We start from the raw sequence: 23,578 nt of genomic DNA, 5'->3' as shown, positions 1-23,578 counted from the left end.
CTTCAGGTTAGAACAATGCGCTTGACAAAGCTCTACGTGCTTTGGCCAGAGATGGGTCGTCTGCTGGAAGCGCGGCGAAAAGGTCGAGCAGGTGACGCCTGGCCTTGTCGCGCTCGTCGCCCGAGGTTCGCTTCACCACCTGGATGATCCGCTCGAACGCCTCGTCGACCGCGCCGGACAGCATCTGCAGGTCGGCCGCGAGCAGTTCGGCGTCGATGTCGGACGGGTCCTGCAGGCGACGCTGGACCTCGGCCGGGTCGGCGTCGGCCGTCCGCCTGATCAGGCCGACGCCCGCCAGGCCCATCTTCGCGTCCTCGTTGCCCGGCGCGCGGGCCAGCAGCCGCTCGTAGGCGGCGGCCGCCGCGTCGAGGTCGCCCTTGTCGATGGCCTCCTCGGCGGCCACCAGGTCGGGGTCGGCCGGGGGCTCGGCCGGAGCCTCCTGCCCGCCCTCGGCCGCGGGCGGCCGGGCGTCGGGGTTGGCCTGGTAGAACTGCTCGACGGCGGCCATCAGCTCGTCGAGCCAGCGGCGCACCTCCTGCTCGGGCAGCACCTGCTGGAAGCCCGTGACCGCCTGCCCCTGGAAGATGGCCAGCACGGTCGGCACCGCCTGCACGCGCAGCGCCTGCGCGATCTGCGGGCTGGCGTCGACGTTCACCCTGGCCAGCACCGCCCGGCCGCCGGTCTCGCCGACCACCTTCTCCAGCACGGGGCTGAGCTGGGCGCTGCCGGGGGCCCGCGGTGACCAGAGGTCGAGAACGACAGGCACGCTCACGGAGCGGTCGATGACGTCGGACGTGAACGTCTCCTCGGTCACGTCGACGACCGTGGCAGAAGAGGCCGCCTGAGGACCCGCGGCCTCCCGCCGGGCCTGCGACTCCAGTGCCTGCTTGCGCGCGCCCAGGTCGATGGCTCCGTAGAGCGACCCGGGCCTAGAGAAGTCCGCCATGCTCCTCATCTTGCCGCATGTCGGAGGCGGGGAAGTCACCAGCGGCCACCCTGAGCGTGCGCAACTGGTCGAACATCTGCCCCAGCGCGGCCTCGTCGTACATCCCCAGGCCGAAATCCGCCGCCATCAGGTCGTCGGTGGCCCGCCGCACGACGTCCCGGCCCGCCTCGGTGATCTCGGCGAGCACGCCACGCCCGTCGCGCGGATTCGGCATCCGGGAGACCAGCCCCGACTTTTCCAACCTGTCGACCGTGTTGGTGACGCTGGTGGGATGGACCATCAGGCGTTCACCGATCTTTGACAGCGGCAGCGCGCCGGACCTGCTGAAGGTCAACAACACCAACGCCTCATACCTGGCGAAGGTCAAGTCGTACGGTTTCAGGAGCGAGTCAAGTTGCGACAGCAGGATCTGATGCGCTCTCATGATCGACGTGACGGCGGCCATCGCGGAAGAGGGGCCGAAGTGAACACGCCAGGTCTCCGCGGCGCGCGCGATCGGATCGAACGGCAGGTTGAGCGGCTTCGGCTGCGACACAGCGCTACGGTAGCGCGCCGCTCGTCCGGGTTCGTGCGGTTACTCTAAGCGATCAGATTCACTGCTTGCCCAAGAATCCGGACGACAATCATCACGCTCAGTTATGGTTCTCGCATCAAGGGTGACGCGGAAGCCAAGTCCATCGCCTGTGGGGACCGGCGTGGGCTGCTCCGCTTCCGCATCGCCCACGGGGCACGGGGGGTGCTTGATGGACTTCAACGGGATGATGCGTGCGTGAGCATGCGGGCGTTGCACGCGAGGAGCTGAAGCAGAGCGCGGCCGTCACGGTCGCCGTGCTGCTCGCGCTCGGCCTGGCAGCCGCGTGGAGCGTCCTGATCCCTGGTGTCGACGCGTGGGACAACATCGTGGCCGCCGTCATCGGGTCGCTGCGGCTGACGGGTCCCGTCGCCGCGGCGTTCGCCGCATGGGTGGCCCTGCGCAAGCGCAGGGCCCTGCGCCGCCGCGCGCTGACACCCTGGCGCGCGCTGAAGGCGCCGCTCGCCATCATCGTCGTGGTGCTCGGCTCGTTCGCCGCCACCGTGCTGGTACTGGCCGTCAAGACGGTGCTGACCGAGCAGTCCGGACGGCTGAGCCTGCCGGGCCTGGGCGTCGGTGTGGCCGGGCTCGCGCTCTACTCGGTGATCGGCTGGATCGCCGGCTGGGCGCTGCCGCGCGCCGTCACCCCGCCGATGGCCGGGCTCGGCTGCTACGGGCTGTTCACCTGGCTGGCCGAGGGCCAGTCGTGGGCCGACAGGCTGGCCCCGGGCACCGGCGAGCCCTACGACCTGTTCCAGGGGTTCAGCGGGGCGGCCTTCTTCGACCAGACGATCTGGCTGGTCGGCGTCACCGCGGCGCTGCTGCTCGGCTGGGCGGCGATGGTGACCAGGCAGGCGCTGGTGCTGGCGTGCGCGCTGCTCGCCGTGCTCGCCGCCGGCCTGGGCGTGGCCAGGCTGCTGGCCGAGCCGGAACCCGCCGCCGCCCAGGACATCGCCTACAGCTGCCAGGACTGGCCGATCACGGTCTGCGTCCACCCGGGCATGCGGGCAGGCCTGACCGAACTCGGCGCGGCCTTCACCCCGATCGCCTCCCGGCTCGCGGGCACGCCCGCCGCCTTCACCCGGGTGGAGCAGCGCCCGCTCGACGAGCAGCTGAAGCCGTTCGCCGGGCTCGCCCCGATCCACGTGCCCGATCTGTCGGCCGGGTTCGCCGACGAGTCGGCCTCCGAGTACCTCGAGTCGCTGGCGGCCAGATGCCCCGACACCACCGCCGACGGATACCGCGAGATCGTGATGGCCTGGCTGCGCGGCGAGCCCCTGCCCGGCGGCCCGCTGCCCGAGCACCAGTACGCCGCCGCCTGGTTCTCCGGGCTGAGCGAGCACCAGCGGCGCGAGTGGCTGCGCATGTTCTACAGCGACTTCCAGTCGTGCAGGCTGTCGAGCACCCACTTCGGGGGCGGTCCCGCGCAGGCGGCCACGCGTCCGACGCCCAGCGCGTCGCAGGTCTATCCGGTCTACCCGCAGCCCACCGCCGGCCCGCCCCCGAGCTGGGGACCGGAGATGTCACCAAAAGGCTGGCAATGATGATCGCCGTTCGGGTAGTCAAGCCCGCATGACGACTTCCCAGACGGCGCCCGCCATGGTCCCCCCGAGGCGGCGCCGAAGGTGGCGATACGTGGCCGGGCTGCTGGTCCTGGCCGTCCTGCTGGTCGTGGGCGGACGGCTGGCGTGGTCCTGGCTCAACCCCCTGGGCGAACGGACCGTCGACCGCAGCCAGCCGGTGCTGCTGCAGTCCATCAAGGACCTGAGCAGGTTCGAGGCGGCCACCGGCACCTTCCAGGTGGTGGTGGACCTGGAGAAGGACGCCGCGTTCCTCCCCGACGCGGTCAAGGGCACCCGCACGCTGTTCGTCGGCGCGGGCAGCGTCGACGCCTACGTCGACCTCTCCGGCATGGCCGCCAACGCCGTGACCGTCTCCGATGACCGCACCCAGGCCACCATCCGCCTGCCCCGGGCCCAGCTCGAGAAGCCCAACCTCGACAACCGCCGCTCCTACGTCTTCGCCCAGCAGCGTGGGCTGCTCGACCGGGTGCAGGACTTCCTGTCGTCCTCCCCCGGCGACCAGCGCGAGCTCTACGTGCTCGCCGAAACCAAGATCACCGAGGCGGCGAACGCGAGCGACCTGCGGTCCAGGGCCGACGGCAACACCAAGGTCATGCTGGAGGGGATGCTCAGGTCCCTGGGCTTCACCAAGGTGACGGTCAAGTTCGCCGACGAGCCCTGAGCACCCCCCTTAGACGAGCCCTAAGCACCTCCTTAGGCGTCCTGAGCCCGGCCCCCGGCGGAGAGATAAGGCATCCGCCCGATGTGCGGGTGTGGGCCTTAGGCGGAGTCTTAAGAGTGCAAGAAGCCGAACACAGCACGGGAGAACTCGGATGCACGCCGAACTCGAGTACGTCGTCATGCAGAACCACGCCGCCGAGCTGCGGCAGGCCGCCGCGGAGCACCGGCGGGCGCTGGAAGCGCAGCGGGGCCGGAAGGCCGAGGGCCGCCACCGCTCGCTGTTCGCCCGCTTCCTCGCCTCGTGACCCGCCCAGGACACCCCGGCCGCCCACGTCGGTGCGGCCGGGCCAACCTCCCATAACGCCACCGTCCCTGGAAGGGACAGGCCCCTCAAAAGGCTCCCTTCCGTGGGGTGCTCACCCCATCCAAGAGGGCAGCCCGCCCCGAGACCCAGGCTCCGTCCGAGGGGTCCCGGCTACGGGACCCGGATGATGAGGGCGTCGCCCTGGCCGCCGCCGCCGCACAGACCCGCCGCGCCGAGGCCGCCGCCGCGTCGCTTGAGCTCGTGGGCGAGCGTGAGCACGATGCGCGCCCCAGAGGCCCCGATCGGGTGGCCGAGCGCGATGCCGCCACCGTTGACGTTCACCTTCTCCATCGGCACGCCCAGCTCCTTGACGGACTGGAGCACCACGCTGGCGAACGCCTCGTTGATCTCCACCAGGTCGAGGTCGTCCGCCGACAGCCCCTGCTTGGCCAGCGCCTGCTTGATGGCGTTGGCGGGCTGCGACTGCAGCGACGCGTCGGGACCGGCGACGTTCCCGTGCCTGCCGATCTCCGCCAGCCACGGCAGCCCGAGCTCCTCGGCCTTGGCCTTGGACATGACCACCACGGCGCAGGCGCCGTCGGAGATCTGCGACGCGGACCCCGCCGTGATCGTCCCGTCGGCGGCGAACGCGGGACGCAGCTTGGCCAGCGCCTCCACGGTGGTGTCAGCGCGCACGCCCTCGTCGTCCCTGACCACCGTCGGCTCGCCGCGCCGCTGCGGGATCTCCACCGGGACGATCTCGTCCTCGAACACGCCGTTCTTGATCGCCTGGGCCGCGAGCTGGTGCGAGCGGGCGGACAGCTCGTCCTGCTCCGCGCGCCCGATGCCGAGGCGGGCGTTGTGGCGCTCGGTCGACTCGCCCATCGCGCACTGGTCGAAGGCGCAGAACAGGCCGTCGTGCGCCATCGAGTCGACCACCTCGGCGCCGCCGTACTTGACGCCCTTGCGCAGGCCGGGCAGCAGGTGCGGTGCGTTCGTCATGGACTCCATGCCGCCCGCGACCACGATGTCGAACTCGCCCGCGCGGATGAGCTGGTCGGCCAGCGCGATGGCGTCGAGGCCGGACAGGCACACCTTGTTGATGGTGATGGACGGGACCGTCATCGGGATGCCCGCCTTGACCGCGGCCTGGCGGGACGGGATCTGCCCGGCGCCCGCCTGGAGCACCTGCCCCATGATCACATACTGGACGTCGGTGGGCGCGACCCCTGCGCGCTCCAGCGCCGCCTTGATCGCGAGACCGCCCAGGTCGACCGCCTGGAGCCCGGACAGGGCGCCGAGCAGCCTCCCGATCGGCGTACGCGCTCCTGCGACGATGACAGATCCAGACATGACGGCGGGCCTCCTGTGCGCAGGTCGGGTTCTTTGACACCATACCCACGAGTAAGACGCTGTTCGCCATGGAGGTAGGCCACACATGTTCATGCGGATCGACCACATCGGGATCGCCTGCCGTGACCTGGAGGAGAAGATCGCGCTCTTCTCCGGCCTGTTCGAGCTGACCGTGGTGGCCCGCGAGGTGAACGAGGAGCAGGGGGTGAAGGAGGCCATGTTGCACATCGCGGACGGTGAAGGCGGCGGCTCCTACATTCAGCTTCTGGAACCGCTCTCGGAAGACTCACCCGTGGGGAAATTCCTGGCGAAACGGGGCGAAGGTGTCCATCATGTGGCATTTGGAGTCCCCGATGTCACGGAGGCGATGGAACAGATTGGCGCGAAAGGCGTCAGGCTGCTGGATGCTCGGCCCAGGCACGGTTCCATGGGATCCTCGATCGCGTTTCTGCACCCCAAGGACACGGGAGGAATGCTGACCGAGCTGGTCCAAGCAGCCAAGGCCTAACAAACGCAAAAAACGTTCATATGTAACTAGTCACGCAGAAAGTCGGACGGGGCTTCGAAGGCGGCATCAGCGGAGTACGCTGGCCTTCCACCGGACATGGGGCCTGCCGCGAGGCACGGGCTCCTGGCTCGGATGTCCCGAACCCCCCGTCCGGCACGTGTAGCCGTCTCGACAACCCAGGATCGAGCCTCCATGCAGTCCGACATCGACGCCCAGCTCAACAACTTCTTCGAGGACGCTCCAGCACGCGAGTTCGACGTGGTGCTCCGTGGTTATGACCGCCACCAGGTCCACGACCACCTGAAGCAGCTCGACGGCGAGCTTCGCCAGGCCCGCGAGCAGGCGACGTCCCTGCAGCGCGACCTCTCCGACTCTCAGCGGCAGCTCCAGGAGCAGGAGCGCCCCACCTACTCCGGGCTCGGCGCCCGTATCGAGCAGTTGCTCCGGCTGGCCGAGGAGCAGGCCACCGAGCTCGTGCAGGCCGCCAGGTCCGAGGCGAACGAGATCAAGGCGGCCGCCAAGGTGGAGGCCGCCGACATGCGCGCCGCCGCCGAGGCCGAGGCCGCCGAGAAGCGCGCGCAGGCCACTCGCGAGAGCGACGAGATGCGCACCACCGCCGAGCGGGAGGCCGACGAGATCCGCTCGACGGCCCGCCGCGAGGCCGACGAACTGACCAACACCACCGAGCGCGAGGCGGCCAAGCTGCGCGCCACCGCCGACCACGAGGTGGCGGAGAAGCGGGCCGACGCCGAGCGCGAGATCGCCAAGCTGCGCACGACCACCGAGCGCGAGGTCGCCCAGCTCAGGGCCTCCACCAAGCGCGAGCGCGACGAGGTGCTGACCACCGCCAAGCGCCAGGCCGACGAGATGCGCGCGCAGGCTCAGCGGGTGCTGGAGGAGTCCGAGGCCAAGCGGGCCCAGGACGAAGCCGAGTTCGAGATCCAGCTCGCGTCGCGGCGTGAGGAGGCGGAGCGCCAGGAGGCAGAGCGCCACGCCACCGCGCAGGCCGCCACCCAGAAGCTGGTCGCCGAGGCCGAGCAGCGCGCGGCCACGGCCGAGTCGCGGGCCACGAAGGCCACCCAGCAGGCCGACCAGACCCGCCGCGAGGCCGATCTGCACGCCAAGCAGCTGGTCGCCAACGCCCGTAAGAGCGCCGAGACCATCGTCACCGAGGCCAAGACGAGCGCCGAGACGATCGTCACCGAGGCGAAGAACGAGGCCGAGCGCACCCGCACCTCGATGCAGCGCCAGGTCGACGAGCTGACCCGCCAGCGCGACAGCATCACCAGCCACCTGGCGCAGCTCCGCCAGCTGCTCGGTGGCGCGGCGCTGCCGGGCATGGAGCCCGAGCCCGCGGTCGCCGCGGCCGTCCCGAAGCCGGCGCTCGCGGCGCCGGTCAGTGACAAGCCGAGCTCGCCCGCGCCCACCGCCACCAAGACGGAGGCCAGGGCCGAGGACGACGCGGAGTGGTGGCAGGAGTAGTCACCGCACGGGGGGCTGATCGACGGCTGAAGAGAGCCTGGCGACCGGGAGGTCGCTAGGCTCTCTTCGTTGTCGAGCCCGGTCGTCGAGCCGCGCGGCCTACGTCCGGCTCGTGGTGATTGTCCGCGACCCCCCAGGAGTTCCCGTGTCCGCAGAGGCCCGAGCCCGCGCTGACGACCCGCAGGAGACCGGCAGGGACAAGGAGTCGCGGGCGGGCTCAAGCGCCGACGGCCCGCAGGCGACCACCGGAGACACGGGGGCGCGGGCGGGCTCAGAGGGCGAGGCCGGCGCTGACGGTCCGCGGGAGGGCGGGCGCGGGCGGGCGGCCGACGAGCAGGGCGATTCGCTGCCCTACGGACTGCCCGGCAAGGCCCTCACGCGCGGGCCGTTCCTGTTCGGACTGGTCGGCGGGCTCGGCGTGCTGACAGCGATCGCGATCGCGCAGATGGTGGTCCACTCGCTGAGCACGATCGTCCTGGTCGTGGTGGCGATGTTCCTGGCGGTCGGGCTGAACCCGGCCGTCGAGGCGCTGCAACGGCGCGGGCTGGCCAGGCGGGCGGCGATCTCGATCGTGTTCGCCGGGGTCATCGTGGCGTTCACGCTGTTCGGCCTGGCCGTGGTGCCGCCCGTGAGCCAGCAGCTCGCGGACTTCGTCGCGGCCGCGCCCGGCTACTTCACCGAGCTGAGCGGCAACCCGACGCTCCGCCAGCTCGACACCGACTACCAGATCCTGCAGCAACTCCGCACCTTCGTGACCACCACGCTCGGGCCCTCGCTGGCCACCGGGATCATGGGTGCCGGGCTGGTGGTGCTCGACGGCGTGTTCACCACGGTGACGCTCCTGGTGCTCATGCTCTACTTCCTCGGCTCGCTGCACACGATCAAGGCGTACCTGCTGAGGCTCGTCCCGGCCAGCAGGCGCGAGCGCACCGGGGCGATCACCGAACAGGTCCTCTCCGGCATCGGCGGCTACGTCGCCGGCAACGTCCTCATCTCGGTCATCGCGGGCGTGCTGACCTGGATCTTCCTGTCGGTCGCGGGCGTCCCCTACGCTCTGGCGCTCGCCCTGGTGGTCGCGCTCACCGACCTGATCCCGCTGGTGGGCGCCACGATCGGCGCGGTGCTGGTGACGGGCGTGGCGCTGCTCGGGTCGGTGCCCGCGGGCATCGCCTGCGGCGTCTTCTTCGTGGTCTACCAGCAGGTCGAGAACTACCTCATCTACCCGCGCGTCATGAAGCGCTCGGTGGACGTGACGCCCGCCGTGACGGTGATCGCCGCGCTGTTCGGCGGCGCGCTGCTCGGCATCGTGGGCGCGCTGCTCGCCATCCCTGTCGCCGCGGCCATCGCGCTGATCATTCGCGAGATCGTGATACCGCGCCAAGCCCGTTACTGAGGAACTCCGTCACGGCCGCGTTGAACGCCTCGGGCTGCTCGACCGCGCTCAGATGCCCCGCCTTGGGGATGATCTCCAGCCTGCCGTCGGGGACGGATCGCGCCATCGCCTCCGCGTCCGCGACGGTCGCCAGTTCGTCCTCCTCCCCCACCAGGACCAGCAGCGGCACCTTCAGCCCGGCGAGCGTGTCGAACGACTCCGGACGGGCCGCCATCGCCCGCTGGGCCCAGGCCACCGCCCCGGGCGGCGCCGACTGCACCAGCCCCTTCACGCGTCCGAACACCATGGCCCTGCGCGCCTTGGTGGTGGGCCCGATCAGCGCGGGCAGCACCTCCGTGACCAGCACCTCGCTGCCGCCGGACAGCACCGCCGCGGCGATGCGCTCGCGGTTCGCGCGGGCGGTGTCGGCGTCGGCGCTCGCCTTGGTGTCGGCGAGGATCACGCCCAGCACCCGGTCGGGGTGGCGGCGGCAGAACGCCATCGTGACGTAGCCGCCCATGGACAGGCCGCCGACGACGGCCCTGTCGATCCCCTCGGCGTCGAGCAGCCGCGCGACGTCGTCGGCCATCACCTCGATGGACGGCTCGTCGTCGCCCAGCCGGGTGCCGCCGAAGCCGCGCAGGTCAGGCGTGATCACCCGGCAGGTTCGGGCCAGCCCCTCCCGCTGGGCCAGCCACATGGCCGAGGAGAGCGGGAACGCGTGAAGAAGGACGACCGGGAGCCCGGTTCCGGCTGATCTTGAGTAGAGCTGCACGGACCACACGGTAGCCCTGATCTCTCCGACAATCACTCAACGACGTATGCCGATATACCCCTCTGGGCCTGACCGGTTCCCCATCTATCCCGCTTTTTCACTGCACGCGCCTTTTGCACCAAACCTCCGCCCCAAAGGCCACCGGCACGATGGGGCGACGCCAGCGGGCGGGCGTGGCTGATCAGACGTCCGTGGGGAGTGGGTAGGCGGCCGGGTTGACGTGCCTGACGATGTTGTTCAGCGCGATACGGACGTAGGGCTCGCCCACCCACAGGTGCTTGGCGCCGTCAACGCCCACGACCTCCGCCTGCGGCACCCGGGCGAAGCGCCTGCGGGCCTCCTCCGGACGGAGGTAGTCGTCGAACTCCGGCACCAGCGCCACCAGCGGACGCCCGAACCGCGCCCAGGCGTCCAGGTCGTCGTCGGTGGCCCGGTGCAGCGGCGGCGACATCAGGATCGCCCCCTCCACCACCGGATCGTGCGCCCACTTCAACGCCAGCTCGGTGCCGAACGACCAGCCGACCACCCACACGTGCGGCAGGTCGTGGTACTCGGCGTACTCCAGCGCCGCCGCCACGTCGAACCGCTCGCCCTCTCCCCCGTCGAACTCCCCCTGCGAGGTGCCGCGCTCGGAGGAGGTGCCGCGGGTGTTGAAGCGGAGCACGGCCAGGTCGGCGAGGGCGGGCAGACGGTTGGCGGCCTTCTTGTAGACGTGGCTGTCCATGAACCCGCCGTGGGTGGGCAGCGGGTGCAGGGTGACCAGCGTCGCCACGGGCGGACGGTCGAGGGGCTGGGCGAGCTCGCCGACCAGGGTCAGGCCGTCGCCGGTGTGCAGCTCGATCGGCTCTCGCCGGGCGGGCAGCACGGTCGCCGCGCGAATCTCCACATCGGTCCTTTCTGGGGTGTCGGTCGGGGCTCGGGCTCAGTAACGGCTGCGTCCGGGGCCGCGGTCCAGTCTCTTGCGCCAGCACGCCGCGTGCCAGTGGCGGCGCTCCTCGTCGCCTCCGGCCCAGTTCGGCCAGCTCACCAGGTGCGGCAGCCCGCTGGGGATCTCCTGGTCGCAGCCGGGGCAGCGGTAGCTCTTGGACGAGGAGGCGCCGGTGAGCATCCGCACCTTCCACTCGCCGTCGGGCCACTCCTCGACCCGGTCCATGCCGCGGGGAAGGCCGACGGGCCGTGCCTCGTCCCTGCGGCGTGCGCGACGCGGGCTCACGGGCGCGAGAAGGCGCGCGGGCCCGCGGTGACGAGCCGGTCGAGCAGGGGGGCGGGCGCGTGGGCGGGCTCGCGGTACGCGGCGCACAGGGCACGCAGACCGCCGCGCACCCGGTCCGGGCCGATCGTCTCCAGCATCTCGAACGCCATGCCCCCAGTTTTCCAGAGCCGATAGGGTAGGCCGTCATGCGGTTGGTCATCGCGCGATGCAGCGTGGATTACATCGGACGGCTCACGGCGCACCTGCCCATGGCCCCCAGGCTCGTGCTCATCAAGGCCGACGGAAGCGTGTCCATCCACGCCGACGACCGCGCCTTCAAGCCTCTCAACTGGATGAACCCGCCCTGCAAGCTCAAGGAGGACGGCGAGACCTGGACTGTCACGCACGGCAAGACCGGCGAGAAGCTGGTCCTGACCATGGCGGAGGTCCTCCATGACTCCAGCCACGAGCTGGGCGTCGACCCCGGCCTCATCAAGGACGGCGTCGAGGCGCACCTGCAGGAGCTGCTGGCGGAGCACATCTCCACCCTGGGCGACGGCTACTCGCTGATCCGCCGCGAGTACATGACCGCGATCGGCCCGGTCGACATCCTGTGCCGCGACGGCGCCGGCGCGACGGTCGCGATCGAGATCAAGCGCCGGGGCGAGATCGACGGCGTCGAGCAGCTCACCCGCTACCTCGAACTGCTCAACCGCGACCCCCTGCTGGCCCCGGTCCGCGGCGTCTTCGCCGCCCAGGAGATCCGGCCCCAGGCCCGCGTCCTGGCCACCGACCGCGGCATCGACTGCGTCACCCTCGACTACGACGCCCTGCGCGGCATCGAGCCCGAGAACCCCACCCTCTTCTAGCGCCCGGGCGGGGCCCGAGCGGCCCCGCCCGGCGAAACCTCCCCCTTTGCGCACACCCCTGCCCCGACATTCCACAATTGACAGGTCAGACCTGAAGGTTCTACGGTCGACCTATCACGATTGGAGTGTGCACATGACGACCCCCGCCTATCTGCGCGGCAACCTGGCTCCCGTCCCCGACGAGACGGAGGCGTACGACCTGCCCGTCACCGGCGCCCTCCCGCCCGAACTGAACGGCCGGTACTTCCGCAACGGCCCCAACCCGCGGCCGGGCGAGGACCCGGGGCACTGGTTCGCCGGGCACGGGATGATCCACGGCGTGCGGCTGAAGGACGGCCGGGCCGAGTGGTACCGCAACCGCTGGGTCCGCACCAGGCAGTTCACCGACGACGCCCCCTTCTTCAGCGACGAGGGCCTGGACCGCACCGCGGTCCGCGCCAACACCCACGTGATCAGGCACTCCGACCGGATCCTCGCCCTGGTCGAGAACGGCCTGCCGTACGAGATGACGCCCGAGCTGGCCACGGTGGGCCCGTGCGACTTCGGGGGGCGGCTGACGACGGCGATGACCGCGCACCCCAAGCAGGACCCACTGACCGGCGAGCTGCACTTCTTCGGCTACGGGTACGCCCCGCCGTTCCTGACCTACCACCGGCTGTCGAGGGACGGCGAGCTGGTGGAGAGCCGCGAGATCGAGGTGCCGGGCTCGACGATGATGCACGACTTCGCGGTCACCGAGAACCACCTGATCTGGCTCGACCTGCCCGTCACCTTCGACCTGGACCGCGCCGGCATGCCGTACGCGTGGGACGACGCCTACGGCGCCCGCCTCGGCGTCACGCCACGCGGGGGCGGCGTGACCCGCTGGTTCGACGTCGATCCGTGCTACGTGTTCCACGTCGGCAACGCCTGGGAGGACCAGGAGGGCCGGATCGTCCTGAACGGCGCCCGCTACACCCCCGGCGCCTTCGTCGCGACGTGGGAGCGCATCAGCGGCTCGAAGGACCCCGCCAGGCACGCCGCCGCCACGGGCGCCGCGCGCCTGCACCGCTGGATCCTTGACCCTGCCTCGGGGGCGGTCAAGGAGGAGGCGCTGGACGACCGCCCGGTGGAGTTCCCGACGTTCAACGACGACAGGCTCGGCAGCGTCAGCCGCTACCTCTACGCGGTCGGCGACGACGCCGTGGTCAAGTACGACCAGCGCACGGGTGGTGGGGCCGTGGTCAGGCAGACCGGGGGCGACACCGGCGAGGCCGTGTTCGTGGCGGCGGAGGGCGCCGCGGCGGAGGACGACGGCTGGCTGCTGTCCGTGGTGACCTCGGGCGAGTCGTCCGAGCTGCTCGTGCTCGACGCGAGTGACCTGTCGAGCGTGGCGTCCGTGCGGCTGCCGCGCCGCGTCCCCGCGGGGTTCCACGGATCCTGGCTGGAGGAGTCATGACGAGCGCCGACATACGGCCCGGCGACCCGGTGGAGGCCGGCCAGGTGCTGGCGAGGGCCTTCCACGACGACCCAGTGATCAACTGGATGCTGCCCGGCGGCACGGGTGCGCCCCTGATGTTCACCATGCTCGCCCGCCACATACACGCGATCACCGAGGCCGTCCACGACGAGGGCGGGGCGATGGTGGGCGCCGCGCTGTGGGATCCGCCCGGCCACGTCCCCGACTTCGAGAGCGCGGTGCCAGGGTTCGTGGAGGCGATGGGCGAGCGGGTCTCGTACGGCATGGTGCTGGACGAGACGCTGGCCGCGCACCGGCCGCGGGAGCCGCACTGGTACCTTGCCCAGATCGGCACCGTGCCCGAGCGCCAGGGCACAGGCCTGGGCGGGGCGCTGATGCGGGCGGGGCTGGCCAGGTGCGACTCCCTGCCCGCCTACCTGGAGAGCAGCAAGGAGGCGAACCTGCCCTTCTACGAGAGGCACGGCTTCGCGATGACCGAGAAGTTCTGGCTGCCCGACGGCCCGCCGATATGGGGCATGTGGCGCGAGGCCGTCTAGTAAGCGCTGACTTACCGGTCTATCGTGGCGCCATGACGACGCCGACCTTCGACTCTCTGAACCCGGCCACCGGCGAGGTCGTCGGCAGCCATCCCAAGCAGCCGGCCGACGCCGTGAGCGCGGCCGTAGGCAGAGCCGACGAGGCCGCGGCCTGGTGGTCGGCGCTGGGCGCCGCCGAGCGCAGGCGGCGGCTGCTCGACTACAAGGCGGTCCTCACCCGGCACCTCAGGGAACTGGCGGAGCTGGTCCATGAGGAGACGGGCAAACCGGTCGGCGACGCGACGCTGGAGATCGTGCTGGCCATCACGCACCTCGACTGGGCCGCGCGTAACGCGGCGAAGGTCCTCGGCCGCCGTCGCGTCTCGACCGGGATGATCGGCCTGAACCTGGCCGCCACGCTGGAGTACCTGCCGCTGGGGGTCGTCGCGGTGATCGGGCCGTGGAACTACCCGGTCTTCACTCCGATGGGCTCGATCGCCTACGCCCTCGCGGCGGGCAACGCGGTGGTGTTCAAGCCCAGCGAGCTCACGCCCGGGGTCGGCGTGCGGCTGGCGGAGCTGTTCGCCGAGTCCGTCCCCGAGCAACCGGTCTTCCAGACCGTGACAGGGCTGGGCGAGACGGGCGCGTTCCTCGCACGGGACCCGCGTGTCAGGAAGGTCGCGTTCACCGGCTCGACCGCGACCGCCAAGCGGGTGATGGCGGCCTGCGCGGAGAACCTCACCCCGATCGTGGCCGAGTGCGGCGGCAAGGACGCGTTCATCGTCGACGCCGACGCCGACCTGAAGGCCGCCGCCGACGCCTGCCTGTGGGGCGCGATGTCCAACGCGGGGCAGACGTGCGTGGGAGTGGAGCGCGTGTACGTGGTCGACGCCGTGTACGCCCCGTTCATGCGGGAGTTGTCGGAGCGGGTCAGCGCGGTCAGGGCGGGTGAGCACTACGGGCCGATCACCATGCCGGGCCAGCTCGACATCATCAGGAGACACATCGACGACGCCACCAAGTCCGGAAGGGCGGTGACGGGCGGCCCCGACTCCGTCCGCGCGCCGTACGTGGACCCGGTGATCGTCGAGGACGTCCCGGAAGACTCCCCCGCCGTGCGCGAGGAGACGTTCGGGCCGACCATCACCGTGCGGCGCACCCGCGACGCGCGTGAGGCGCTGGAGCTGGCGAACGCCTCGGCCTACGGCCTGGCCGGCACGATCTTCTCCCGCGACGCCCGCCGCGCGACGGACCTCGCCCGGATGATGCGCACCGGGATGACGGCCATCAACTCGGTCATCTCGTTCGCGGGGGTGCCCGCGCTGCCGTTCGGCGGCGTCGGCGACTCCGGGTTCGGACGCATCCACGGCGCCGACGGCCTACGGGAGTTCACCAGGCCAAAGGCCATCTCCCGGCAGCGCTTCGCGCTGCCCGGCATGAACCTCACCTCGTTCTCCAGAGGCCCCGCGGAACTTGAGCGACTGATCAGGCTTGTCACGTTCTTGCATGGCCGACGTAAGAGGTAATCCGTCCACTCTTTCCCAAAACGGATCATCCGTCCATAATTGTGTGCTCTGGGGGCTACGATCATGTTGGACGGGTGGAAATGTGAACCGGTCTTACCGGGGAATGACGGCTGAGCAAAGGCTGGCAGACAGACGGGAGCGGCTGATGACAGCCGCCTACACGCTATACGCCAAGCCTGGATTCGCGGCGACGACGATCGAAAGGCTGTGCTCGGAGGCCAGGATCTCCAACCGCGCCTTCTACGAATGTTTCGGCGGGCGTGAGGAACTCCTTCAAGCCCTCCACGAGCGGTGCGTGGAGGAAAGCCTGGCCGTCGTCACCAAAGCGTTACAAGAGGCCCCCGGCACGCTTGACGGCAGGATCGAGGCGGGGATTCGCGCGTACGTCGAATTCACCACCGCCGACTGGCGCAGGGCGCGCATCATGCACCTGGAGGTCCGCAGGTCGGGTGACGTTCTGGCGACCTCGCGGCAGCGTGCGGTGGAGTCCTTCGCCAGGCTTGTCGAGGAGGCCGCGGCTGATTTCCCCCAATCACAATCGCTCAATCGCCGCCTCGTGACGCGCGGAGCAATTGGAGCGCTACAAGAGCTGCTCATCGAATGGCTGCTGGCCGACGATCCTCCGGAGGTCGGCGAACTGGTCTCCGTGGCCGTGCACATCTTCAGCCGGACCCTGGGTAGGCCGTGAGGCGTCGATTACGGTTCGTGATTATCGGGCAATCCGGTAGGGCGATAATCCGCTATTCGGCATAACCGTTGTATTGGTCGTCCGGACACCCGAGTCAAGGGACATCCGAAACCGAAGAGAGCGGGCAACGGCTGATCGTGGCCCGCTCCGATATGTTCCGGCGACCACCGGCGGCACCCCCGTGAACCGCCGGCCATCGCCTCAGGCCACCGCGGCCGCGGGCACCTCGACGTTCAGGACCCGATTCAGCCGGGTCACCGCAAGTGTCCGCATGACCCGCGGAGGCACCCTCCGAAGGACAAGGCGGCGTTGCACGCTGAGCGCGCGCCGATGCGTGCCCACGAGCACCCCGAGGCCGGTGGCGTCGATCATCTCCAGCCGGGAGACGTCGAGGATCAGGTCGCCCGCCCCGGAGTCGACCGCCGCGTGCAGGCGTTCGCGCACCCCCGCCGACGTGCCGGCGTCGAGCCGCGCACCAATCCGCACCACCTGAGCTCGTGGATTGCCCCGGACGCGCATGCCACCTCCTCACGCCCGCTGCGCATCTCACGCAGCGTAGCCATACGCTCCCATAAAGCGAAGGTCGAGCTGAAACCTGACACCTGTCCACTACCCGCGCAGCGGAAGTGACACGGCCACGGTCAGAACAAATGCCCCGTCACCCGTCGGCAGGGCGGTCATCTTCCCGCCCACGGCGGCGACCCGCTCGCCCATTCCGGTCAGCCCGCTTCCCACGTCGGCGCCCTGACGGCGGGCCACCCCGTCGTTGCGCACCTGGAGTTCCGCCATCGCGTCGGTGAAACGCAGGGTGATCTCGCAGTAGGTCGCCATGCTGTGCTTGAGCACGTTCGTGACGGCCTCGCGGACGGCGTAGGCGAGCACCGGCGCCACGCCGTCCGGCAGGTCGCGGTACGGCAGCCGCACCTCGCACCGGATCCCCGCCGCTTCGAGCACTCCTTGCACGCTCTTCAGCTCGGCGGCCAGGTCGAGGTCGCGGTAGCCGCGCACGGCCTGCCGCAGCTCCCGCAGGGCCGTCCTGGTCAGCTTGTTCACCTCGACCATCTCCGCCTTGGCGGCCGGGCCGTCGGTGTCCGACAGGCGCACGGCGAGCTCGGTCTTGACGGCGATGGCGGAGAGCTGGTGCCCGACGAGGTCATGCAGGTCGCGGGCGAACCGCAGGCGCTCCTCGGCGAGCGCCAGCCGCGTGTGCGCCTCCCGCCCCTCGTGCGCCTGGACGGCGAGCGTCCAGATCCACGCCCAGATCCGGTTGGACGGCGGGAGCGCCGCGCTCATGACGGCGTAGATCAGGATGACGGAGACCAGCACCGCCCCACGGTCGGCCTCGCCCGCCGGCCACATGCCCGTCCCCGTCGTGAACAGGGACAGGGCGCTCAGCGCGACGGTGACCGCGAACGTCCCCAGAGTCAGGGCCACGGCCGCCCGCCGCGACACCTGCACGGTGGCGATGGACAGCCAGACCATGACCACGAACCCCCAGCCGATGGGGTCGGCCCCGCCCACGGCCGCCGCGAACACGGCCAAAGCTCCGGCGACCACCACGTCCCTGGTGGCGTGCCGCCGCTCGAGGATGGCGTTGGTGATGCGCAGATACAGCCAGGTGAAGCAGATCGCGGCAATCAACGCGGGAGCGACGCGCACCCAGTGAGCCTGGCCCTGGGCGAGCCTGAGGCCGGTCGAGATGACGACACAGATCCACATCGCCACCAGGATCGAGTTCAGCACTCCCCGGGTGAGGCGTCGCGCCCGCTTGATCGCGTCCATCTACTTGGCGCGCAGCACGTCGCCGAGCTTCACCCTGGCGCCGGTGCGCAGCACGGCCCGCTGGTAGACCTTCGCGCCGACGGAGAGCACACCCAGCACGGCCAGCACCATCAGCGCACCCGACACGCCGACCTGCCAGAACGGCACGTCCACGGCGGCCATCCGCACCGGCATGACCATGGACGAGAACGGCGGGACGAACGACAGCACCTCGGCCAGCGTGCCGGTCGGGTCGCTGGTGGAGTAGAACGCCCCGAGGTACGTGATCATGATGAGCATCGTGAGCGGCGACATCACGTTGCTCACCTCCTCCTGCCGGGAGACCAGCGAGCTGAGAGCGGCCGCGAGCGTGGCGAAGAAGGCGTAACCGAGCACGAACCAGACCAGCACCCCCGCCACGATGCCGGGCATGCCGGGCGGGAAGTCGGTCGCGAGGCCCGAGCCGACCGAGGCGGCCACGCCCACAGCCAGGATCGTGACCAGGTTGATCAGCCCCAGCACGCCCAGCCCGAGGATCTTGCCGGCGAGCAGCTGCCAGGGACGCACCGAGGCGAGCAGGATCTCCACGATCCGGCTGCCCTTCTCCTCGACCACGCCCATGGCCACCATCATGGACTGCCCGATGATGAGCATGAACAGGACGAGCACCAGCACCACGGCGATCCCGGTCCGGGCGGCCTGGTAGCGGGTGTCGGCGCCGACCGACTCCATCTGCAGCGGCGGGATCTGCACGCCTGCCGCGCCGAGCTTGACCTCCCGGTTGGTGCTCTGCAGCAGGACGCCGAGCTGCTGGTCGATCTGCCCGTCGGTGATCACCTTGGCGCCGTTGACCAGCACCGCGTCCACGTCACCGTTCAGCACGGCCTTCTTGGCGGCGGCCTCGTCGGGGAAGGCGCGCCATTCGATCTCGGCCTCGGGGGCGGCGGCCTTCAGGGGCAGCTGCTGGGAGTTGACGGTGCCGAGCTTGTAGGAGTCGGGCCCGCCGAAGACCTTCGGCGCGAACGCCGCCGCGCCCACCAGCGCGGCGGTGATGAGCAGGCCGATGAGGAACGCCCTGGTCCGGATCTGCGTGGTGATCTCGCGCCGGGCCACCAGCATCACGCTGTTCACGCCACTGCCTCCTTGAAGATGTCGGTGAGGGTCGGCTGCTCGGCGCCGAAGTGCTCGACGTGCCCCGCCTTGAGGGCACGGCGCAGGATCTCCTGGTCGTCGCCGTCCTGGGTGACCAGCACGTGCCGGTCGCCGTTGACGGTGACCGTCCCGGGCAGGCCGTCGGCCCAGCCGGGCGCGGGGTCGCGCACCACCACCCGCAGCGTGTGGCCCTCCGCCGCCCGCAGCTCACCGACGGTGCCGCTGGCGACCATCCGACCGGCCGAGACGATGCCGACCGAGTCGCACAGCCGCTCGACGAGGTCGAGCTGGTGGCTGGAGAAGATCACCGGCACGCCGCCCCGGCAGCGCTCCTGGAGCACCGAGGCGAGGGCGTCGACCGCGATCGGGTCGAGGCCGGAGAACGGCTCGTCCAGGACGAGCACCCCGGGGTCGTGCACCAGGGCGACGGCGAGCTGGGCGCGCTGCTGGTTGCCCAGCGACAGCGACTCGACCGCGTCGTTCCTGCGCTCGGTCAGCGCCAGCCGTTCCAGCAGCTCCTCGGTCGCCTTCACGGCCGCGGACGGGCTCATGCCGTGCAGCCGCCCGAAATACTCAACCTGCTCGGCCACCCGCATCTTCTGGTAAAGCCCGCGCTCCTCCGGCATGTACCCGAACCGCCGGCGGTCGGCGTGGTCAAGCGGCCTGCCCTGCCAGCTCACCGAGCCGGAGTCGGGCTGGAGCACCCCCATGACGATCCGCATCGTCGTCGTCTTGCCCGCACCGTTCGCGCCGACGAACCCGAACATCTCACCTGGGCGCACAGTGAAGCTGACCCCGTCGAGAGCGACCTTGCCCCCCGGCGAGTCCGGCCCGCCCGCGAAGCGCTTGCGCAGTTCACTGATCTCAAGCATCAGATCCACTCCTTCGTCATGTGGCAATCGTGCCTTGCGGGCGATACGCCCAGGTAGTCGCGGAAATCACGGGCCGGATATGGATCCTGAGTCCTTCGGAGGTGACATTTGTCATTACGCTGAGGCCATGACGCGCGCAGACAAGGACAAGCCAGTCGTCCTCTCCCGCATCTACACCCGCACCGGCGACGACGGCACCACCACGCTCAGCGATCTGAGCCGGACGTCCAAGACGGACCCGCGCCTGGCGGCCTACGCGGACGTGGAGGAGGCCAACGCGCACCTGGGCGTGGCCCTGTCGCACAGGACGCTCTCGGAGGACCTGACGGCCGTCCTCGAACGCGTCCAGAACGAGCTCTTCGATCTCGGGGCCGACCTCGCCACCCCGGTCGTGGAGAACCCGGAGTTCCCGCCGCTGCGGGTGGAGCAGCCCTCCATCGACTGGCTCGAAGAGCAGTGCGACCGCTTCAACGCGGGGCTGAAGCCGCTGCGCAGCTTCATCCTGCCGGGAGGCGACCCGGCGACGGCGCACCTGCACGTGGCCAGGGTCACGGTCAGAAGGGCGGAGCGGACGACCTGGTCGGCACTGCACGAGCACGACGACATGAACCCGCTGACGGCCAAGTACCTCAACCGGCTCTCCGACCTGCTGTTCATCGCCTGCCGGGTGGCGCACGCGGGCAACGAGGTGCTGTGGAAGCCGGGAGCGACCCGGTAGATCAGCGGTCTCGGCAGCAGCGAGGTTCCGTGGGGGCCGAGAGGGTCAGGCGACGTCCAGGTACGCACTGGGCGGCGCCGACTCCAGCCAGGCGAGGAACCCCGTGAGCGCGTCGGCGCTCATCGCCAGGGAGACGTCACGCGTCGAGCCGGAGCAGTCGACGGCGTACAGCCCGCCCTCCAGCTCCCTGCGGGAAGAAACGATCAGGCCGCGCCTCGCGATAGCGTGGCGCGGCCTGAGTCGCACACCCATGAGCGGGATCCAGTGGAGTTCCCCGTCGGCGTATCGGGCTACCCCGCTCCGCCAGCCGTGGTCGACCACACGCAGCCGACAGGGGACGCTTCCCCGGGAGCGGACCAGCGTGAACCAGCGCAGGACCGCCAGGGCGGCAAGCAGCAACACGAAGAACAGAACCGCCGCTACCATGCCGCCCCCTGAGTTGTCGGTAGACCTAGACCTCTTCGCCTGCGGCGCGGAGCCGGGCCCTGGCCCGCTTGGCCTCGATCGCCGCGTCGACGTCTTCCTGGTTGGCCTCGACCGAGGCCTGGGCCCGCTCGAGAGCGTCGCGGGCAGCCGCGACGTCGACCTCGGAACCGAGTTCGGCCACCTCGGCGAGGACGGACACCTCGTCGTCGGCCACGGAGATGAAGCCCCCATGCACGGCCGCGACGAGTTCGTCCTCGCCCTCACGCTTGACCCGCAGCACGCCGCCCTCGACGAGGACGCCGAGCACAGGTGCGTGTTGCGGCATGATACCGATCTCGCCGTCAACCGTCTTGGCAATCACCATGTCGGCCTCGCCCGACCAGATCTCACGCTCGGGTGAGACAACCCCTACGCGTAGCTTCGCCACTGGTGTAGGTTCCTTTCCGATCAGGTGGCGGCACGGCGTCGCCGCGCCGCCACCGTGGGGCGACTTAGCGGCGCTCGAGTTCCTTGGCCTTGGCGATGGCCTGGTCGATGCCGCCCACCATGAAGAACGCCTGCTCGGGCAGGTGGTCGTACTCACCCGCGCAGAGGCCCTTGAAGGAAGCGATGGTCTCGTCCAGCGGCACGTTCTCGCCCGGCTGGCCGGTGAACGCCTCGGCGGCGTACATCGGGTGCGACAGGAACCGCTCGATGCGACGCGCCCGCTGCACCGTGACCCTGTCCTCTTCGGACAGCTCGTCGATACCGAGGATCGCGATGATGTCCTGGAGCTCGCGGTACTTCTGCAGGATCCGCTTGGTCTCCTGGGCCACCCGGTAGTGCTCCTCGCCCACGATCTGCGGGTCGAGGATCCGGGAGGAGGAGTCGAGCGGGTCCACCGCGGGGTAGATGCCCTTCTCCGAGATCGGCCGCGAAAGAACGGTCTGCGCGTCGAGGTGCGCGAACGCGTTGTGCGGCGCCGGGTCGGTGATGTCGTCGGCGGGCACGTAGATCGCCTGCATGGAGGTGATCGAGTGACCACGCGTCGAGGTGATGCGCTCCTGGAGCACACCCATCTCGTCGGCCAGCGTCGGCTGGTAACCCACCGCGGACGGCATACGGCCGAGCAGCGTCGACACCTCGGAACCCGCCTGCGTGAAGCGGAAGATGTTGTCGATGAACAGCAGCACGTCCTGCTTCTGCACGTCGCGGAAGTACTCCGCCATGGTCAGCGCCGACAGCGCGACCCGCAGACGGGTGCCCGGCGGCTCGTCCATCTGACCGAAGACGAGCGCGGTGTCCTTGAGGACGTCCGCCTCCTCCATCTCCAGCCAGAGGTCGTTGCCCTCACGGGTGCGCTCACCCACGCCGGCGAAGCACGAGGTGCCACCGAAGTTGCGGGCGACCCGGCGGATCATCTCCTGGATCAGAACGGTCTTGCCCACGCCGGCGCCGCCGAACAGGCCGATCTTTCCACCCTGCACGTACGGCGTGAGCAGGTCGATGACCTTGATGCCCGTGACGAGCATCTCGGTGCGGGACTCGAGCTGGTCGAAGGCCGGGGACGGCCGGTGGATGCCCCACCGCTCGCTGATCTTGAGCGACGAGGTCGGCACGTCAAGCGTCTCGCCCAGCGCGTTCCACACGTGGCCCTTGACGACGTCGCCGACCGGCACCGAAATGGGAGCGCCGGTGTCCGTGACCGCCTGGCCGCGGACCAGGCCGTCGCTGGGCTGCATGGAGATGGTCCGGACCAGGTTGTCGCCCAGGTGCTGGGCGACCTCCAGGGTCAGGGTCTTGGTCTCACCGCCGAGGGTCACCTCGACCTTGAGAGCGCTATAGATGTTCGGCATCGCCTCGACGGGGAACTCCACGTCGACGACGGCGCCGGTGACACGTGCCACGCGGCCCGTGCCGGCCGCCGCGGCCTCTACGTTTTCAACAGCCTCTGCAGTCATTTCACTCTTTCCCCGCTGCGGCGTCAGCGAGCGCGTTGGCGCCACCGACGATCTCGCTGATTTCCTGGGTGATCTCCGCCTGGCGAGCCTGGTTCATCTCCTGGGTGAGCACCCGCATGAGCTCGTTGGCGTTGTCGGTCGCGGACTTCATCGCGCGGCGCCGCGCGGCCTCCTCCGAGGCCGCGGACTGCAGCAGCGCGGTGAAGATACGAGACTCCACGTAACGCGGGAGCAGCGACTCCAACACGTCGGCAGCGGTCGGCTCGAACTCGAAGTACGGCGGGATCGCGGTGGCCTCCGTCGCCTCGGTCTCCTCGACCTCCAGCGGCAGGACGCGCTTGACCACGACGTTCTGGGTCAGCATCGAGACGAACTCGGTCGAGACGATGTGGATCTCGTCGATCCCGTTCTCGTCCTTGAACGAGTCGATCAGCGTCTGCGCAATCTCCTTGGCGTCGGCGTAGGACGGCTTCCTGGAGAAGCCGACCCACTGGCCGCCCATGTCGCGGCCGCGGAAGGAGTGCCAGGTGACACCCTTGCGCCCGGTGACGAACGGGACCACGGTCAGGCCGCGGCTCTCCAGCAGCCCGCGCAGGGCCTCGGTCTCGCGCAGCACGTTGGCGTTGAAACCGCCGCAGAACCCGCTGTCACTGGTGACGACGAGGACGCCCGCCTTGGCGGGGTTCTCCTTCGCCACGGTCAGCGGATGGTCGACGCTCGCCGCGTTGCTGACGACGCCGGTGACGGCGCGAGTGATCTCACGCTCGTACGGCAGCGCCGCCTGCATCCGCTGCTGCGCCTTCACGATCCGTGAAGAGGCGATGAGCTCCTGGGCGCGCGTGATCTTCGCGGTCGACTTGACCGAGCTGATCCGCCGCCGCAGCAGCCTTAGCTGGGCACCCATGT

At 70.1% G+C, this 23,578-nt stretch carries 27 protein-coding genes; 12 read left to right on the top strand and 15 right to left on the bottom strand.

The window, feature by feature from the left end:
- Positions 1–7: 7 nt before the first annotated feature.
- Together ABZ297_RS03120 and ABZ297_RS03115 are read right to left on the bottom strand one after the other, a co-directional pair.
- Positions 8–946 (bottom strand): tetratricopeptide repeat protein, encoded by a 939-nt coding sequence (locus tag ABZ297_RS03120; protein WP_355338493.1) that lies wholly within the window; start codon positions 944–946, stop codon positions 8–10.
- Positions 930–1,481 (bottom strand): MarR family transcriptional regulator, encoded by a 552-nt coding sequence (locus tag ABZ297_RS03115; RefSeq protein ID WP_355338490.1) that lies wholly within the window; start codon positions 1,479–1,481, stop codon positions 930–932. The genes ABZ297_RS03120 and ABZ297_RS03115 overlap by 17 nt, the downstream gene beginning before the upstream one ends.
- Before the next feature lie 230 nt (positions 1,482–1,711).
- Here ABZ297_RS03115 and ABZ297_RS03110 point away from each other — a divergent pair, with 230 nt between their 5' ends.
- From ABZ297_RS03110 to ABZ297_RS03100, 3 genes are all read left to right on the top strand, one after another.
- Positions 1,712–3,061 carry a hypothetical protein gene (locus ABZ297_RS03110; protein WP_355338487.1) on the top strand — a complete coding sequence of 450 codons (1,350 nt, stop codon included), beginning with the start codon at positions 1,712–1,714 and terminating at the stop codon, positions 3,059–3,061.
- 91 nt (positions 3,062–3,152) lie between these two features.
- Positions 3,153–3,761 (top strand): DUF4230 domain-containing protein, encoded by a 609-nt coding sequence (locus ABZ297_RS03105; protein WP_355338484.1) that lies wholly within the window; start codon positions 3,153–3,155, stop codon positions 3,759–3,761.
- A gap of 151 nt (positions 3,762–3,912) precedes the next feature.
- Positions 3,913–4,065, top strand: coding sequence for a hypothetical protein (locus tag ABZ297_RS03100; RefSeq protein ID WP_355338481.1), 153 nt, complete (start codon positions 3,913–3,915; stop codon positions 4,063–4,065).
- 170 nt (positions 4,066–4,235) lie between these two features.
- On the opposite strand, the gene ABZ297_RS03095 is transcribed toward ABZ297_RS03100, so the two are convergent.
- On the bottom strand, positions 4,236–5,417 hold the full coding sequence (locus tag ABZ297_RS03095) for an acetyl-CoA C-acetyltransferase (RefSeq protein ID WP_355338478.1): 1,182 nt from the start codon (positions 5,415–5,417) through the stop codon (positions 4,236–4,238).
- 85 nt (positions 5,418–5,502) lie between these two features.
- Here ABZ297_RS03095 and mce point away from each other — a divergent pair, with 85 nt between their 5' ends.
- From mce to ABZ297_RS03080, 3 genes are all read left to right on the top strand, one after another.
- Positions 5,503–5,925 carry a methylmalonyl-CoA epimerase gene (mce, locus tag ABZ297_RS03090; RefSeq protein WP_355338475.1) on the top strand — a complete coding sequence of 141 codons (423 nt, stop codon included), beginning with the start codon at positions 5,503–5,505 and terminating at the stop codon, positions 5,923–5,925.
- A 192-nt stretch (positions 5,926–6,117) separates the two neighbouring features.
- Positions 6,118–7,407, top strand: coding sequence for a DivIVA domain-containing protein (locus ABZ297_RS03085; RefSeq protein WP_355338472.1), 1,290 nt, complete (start codon positions 6,118–6,120; stop codon positions 7,405–7,407).
- Between the two features lie 145 nt (positions 7,408–7,552).
- Entirely contained in the window at positions 7,553–8,800 is a 1,248-nt protein-coding gene (locus tag ABZ297_RS03080; protein ID WP_355338469.1) for an AI-2E family transporter, read from the top strand.
- Here the strand turns inward: ABZ297_RS03080 and ABZ297_RS03075 are convergent.
- The 4 genes from ABZ297_RS03075 to ABZ297_RS03060 form a co-directional block, all read right to left on the bottom strand.
- Complete coding sequence (locus ABZ297_RS03075) at positions 8,760–9,554, bottom strand: alpha/beta fold hydrolase (RefSeq protein ID WP_355338467.1); 795 nt, start codon at positions 9,552–9,554, stop codon at positions 8,760–8,762. The genes ABZ297_RS03080 and ABZ297_RS03075 overlap by 41 nt on opposite strands.
- A gap of 181 nt (positions 9,555–9,735) precedes the next feature.
- Positions 9,736–10,440 (bottom strand): alpha/beta fold hydrolase, encoded by a 705-nt coding sequence (locus tag ABZ297_RS03070; RefSeq protein ID WP_355338464.1) that lies wholly within the window; start codon positions 10,438–10,440, stop codon positions 9,736–9,738.
- 36 nt (positions 10,441–10,476) lie between these two features.
- Positions 10,477–10,767 carry an ATP/GTP-binding protein gene (locus tag ABZ297_RS03065; RefSeq protein WP_355338462.1) on the bottom strand — a complete coding sequence of 97 codons (291 nt, stop codon included), beginning with the start codon at positions 10,765–10,767 and terminating at the stop codon, positions 10,477–10,479.
- Positions 10,764–10,916 carry a hypothetical protein gene (locus tag ABZ297_RS03060; protein ID WP_355338459.1) on the bottom strand — a complete coding sequence of 51 codons (153 nt, stop codon included), beginning with the start codon at positions 10,914–10,916 and terminating at the stop codon, positions 10,764–10,766. Before ABZ297_RS03060 ends, ABZ297_RS03065 begins: the two co-directional genes overlap by 4 nt.
- Positions 10,917–10,952: 36 nt before the next feature.
- On the opposite strand from ABZ297_RS03060, the gene nucS reads away from it, so the two are divergent.
- The 5 genes from nucS (at position 10,953) to ABZ297_RS03035 (ending at position 15,803) form a co-directional block, all read left to right on the top strand.
- Positions 10,953–11,615: an endonuclease NucS gene (gene nucS, locus ABZ297_RS03055; protein WP_350802793.1), complete on the top strand. Its 663-nt coding sequence runs from the start codon at positions 10,953–10,955 to the stop codon at positions 11,613–11,615.
- Positions 11,616–11,748: 133 nt separating this feature from the next.
- Entirely contained in the window at positions 11,749–13,053 is a 1,305-nt protein-coding gene (locus ABZ297_RS03050; RefSeq protein WP_355338456.1) for a carotenoid oxygenase family protein, read from the top strand.
- Positions 13,050–13,610, top strand: a complete 561-nt coding sequence (locus ABZ297_RS03045) for a GNAT family N-acetyltransferase (RefSeq protein ID WP_355338453.1) — start codon at positions 13,050–13,052, stop codon at positions 13,608–13,610. The genes ABZ297_RS03050 and ABZ297_RS03045 overlap by 4 nt, the downstream gene beginning before the upstream one ends.
- Positions 13,611–13,642: 32 nt before the next feature.
- A complete protein-coding gene (locus ABZ297_RS03040; RefSeq protein WP_355338450.1) occupies positions 13,643–15,115 on the top strand; it encodes an aldehyde dehydrogenase family protein in 1,473 nt (490 codons plus the stop codon).
- 145 nt (positions 15,116–15,260) lie between these two features.
- Entirely contained in the window at positions 15,261–15,803 is a 543-nt protein-coding gene (locus tag ABZ297_RS03035) for a TetR/AcrR family transcriptional regulator (RefSeq protein ID WP_355338447.1), read from the top strand.
- Between the two features lie 201 nt (positions 15,804–16,004).
- Here ABZ297_RS03035 and ABZ297_RS03030 read toward each other — a convergent pair whose 3' ends face one another.
- The 4 genes from ABZ297_RS03030 to ABZ297_RS03015 all read right to left on the bottom strand — a co-directional run bounded on the left by ABZ297_RS03030 (position 16,005) and on the right by ABZ297_RS03015 (position 19,588).
- Positions 16,005–16,322 carry an STAS domain-containing protein gene (locus ABZ297_RS03030; RefSeq protein ID WP_355338444.1) on the bottom strand — a complete coding sequence of 106 codons (318 nt, stop codon included), beginning with the start codon at positions 16,320–16,322 and terminating at the stop codon, positions 16,005–16,007.
- A gap of 90 nt (positions 16,323–16,412) precedes the next feature.
- On the bottom strand, positions 16,413–17,585 hold the full coding sequence (locus tag ABZ297_RS03025; protein ID WP_355338441.1) for a histidine kinase: 1,173 nt from the start codon (positions 17,583–17,585) through the stop codon (positions 16,413–16,415).
- Positions 17,586–18,695 carry an ABC transporter permease gene (locus ABZ297_RS03020; RefSeq protein WP_355338438.1) on the bottom strand — a complete coding sequence of 370 codons (1,110 nt, stop codon included), beginning with the start codon at positions 18,693–18,695 and terminating at the stop codon, positions 17,586–17,588.
- Positions 18,692–19,588 (bottom strand): ATP-binding cassette domain-containing protein, encoded by an 897-nt coding sequence (locus ABZ297_RS03015; RefSeq protein WP_355338435.1) that lies wholly within the window; start codon positions 19,586–19,588, stop codon positions 18,692–18,694. The genes ABZ297_RS03020 and ABZ297_RS03015 overlap by 4 nt, the downstream gene beginning before the upstream one ends.
- 127 nt (positions 19,589–19,715) lie before the next feature.
- On the opposite strand from ABZ297_RS03015, the gene ABZ297_RS03010 reads away from it, so the two are divergent.
- On the top strand, positions 19,716–20,306 hold the full coding sequence (locus ABZ297_RS03010; protein WP_355338432.1) for a cob(I)yrinic acid a,c-diamide adenosyltransferase: 591 nt from the start codon (positions 19,716–19,718) through the stop codon (positions 20,304–20,306).
- 45 nt (positions 20,307–20,351) lie between these two features.
- Here ABZ297_RS03010 and ABZ297_RS03005 read toward each other — a convergent pair whose 3' ends face one another.
- The 4 genes from ABZ297_RS03005 to ABZ297_RS02990 form a co-directional block, all read right to left on the bottom strand.
- Positions 20,352–20,732, bottom strand: coding sequence for a DUF2550 domain-containing protein (locus ABZ297_RS03005; protein ID WP_355338429.1), 381 nt, complete (start codon positions 20,730–20,732; stop codon positions 20,352–20,354).
- A gap of 25 nt (positions 20,733–20,757) precedes the next feature.
- Positions 20,758–21,159: a F0F1 ATP synthase subunit epsilon gene (locus ABZ297_RS03000; protein WP_355338426.1), complete on the bottom strand. Its 402-nt coding sequence runs from the start codon at positions 21,157–21,159 to the stop codon at positions 20,758–20,760.
- Between the two features lie 64 nt (positions 21,160–21,223).
- Positions 21,224–22,672, bottom strand: coding sequence for a F0F1 ATP synthase subunit beta (gene atpD, locus ABZ297_RS02995; RefSeq protein WP_355338423.1), 1,449 nt, complete (start codon positions 22,670–22,672; stop codon positions 21,224–21,226).
- A 1-nt stretch (position 22,673) separates the two neighbouring features.
- Positions 22,674–23,576 carry a F0F1 ATP synthase subunit gamma gene (locus ABZ297_RS02990; RefSeq protein ID WP_350802806.1) on the bottom strand — a complete coding sequence of 301 codons (903 nt, stop codon included), beginning with the start codon at positions 23,574–23,576 and terminating at the stop codon, positions 22,674–22,676.
- Positions 23,577–23,578 lie beyond the last annotated feature (2 nt).

Source organism: Nonomuraea sp. NPDC005983 (assembly GCF_040614375.1).
Classification (GTDB): Bacteria; Actinomycetota; Actinomycetes; order Streptosporangiales; family Streptosporangiaceae; genus Nonomuraea.
Note: the sequence above shows the minus strand (reverse complement) of the source record. Positions and strands in the feature narration are given on the sequence as shown.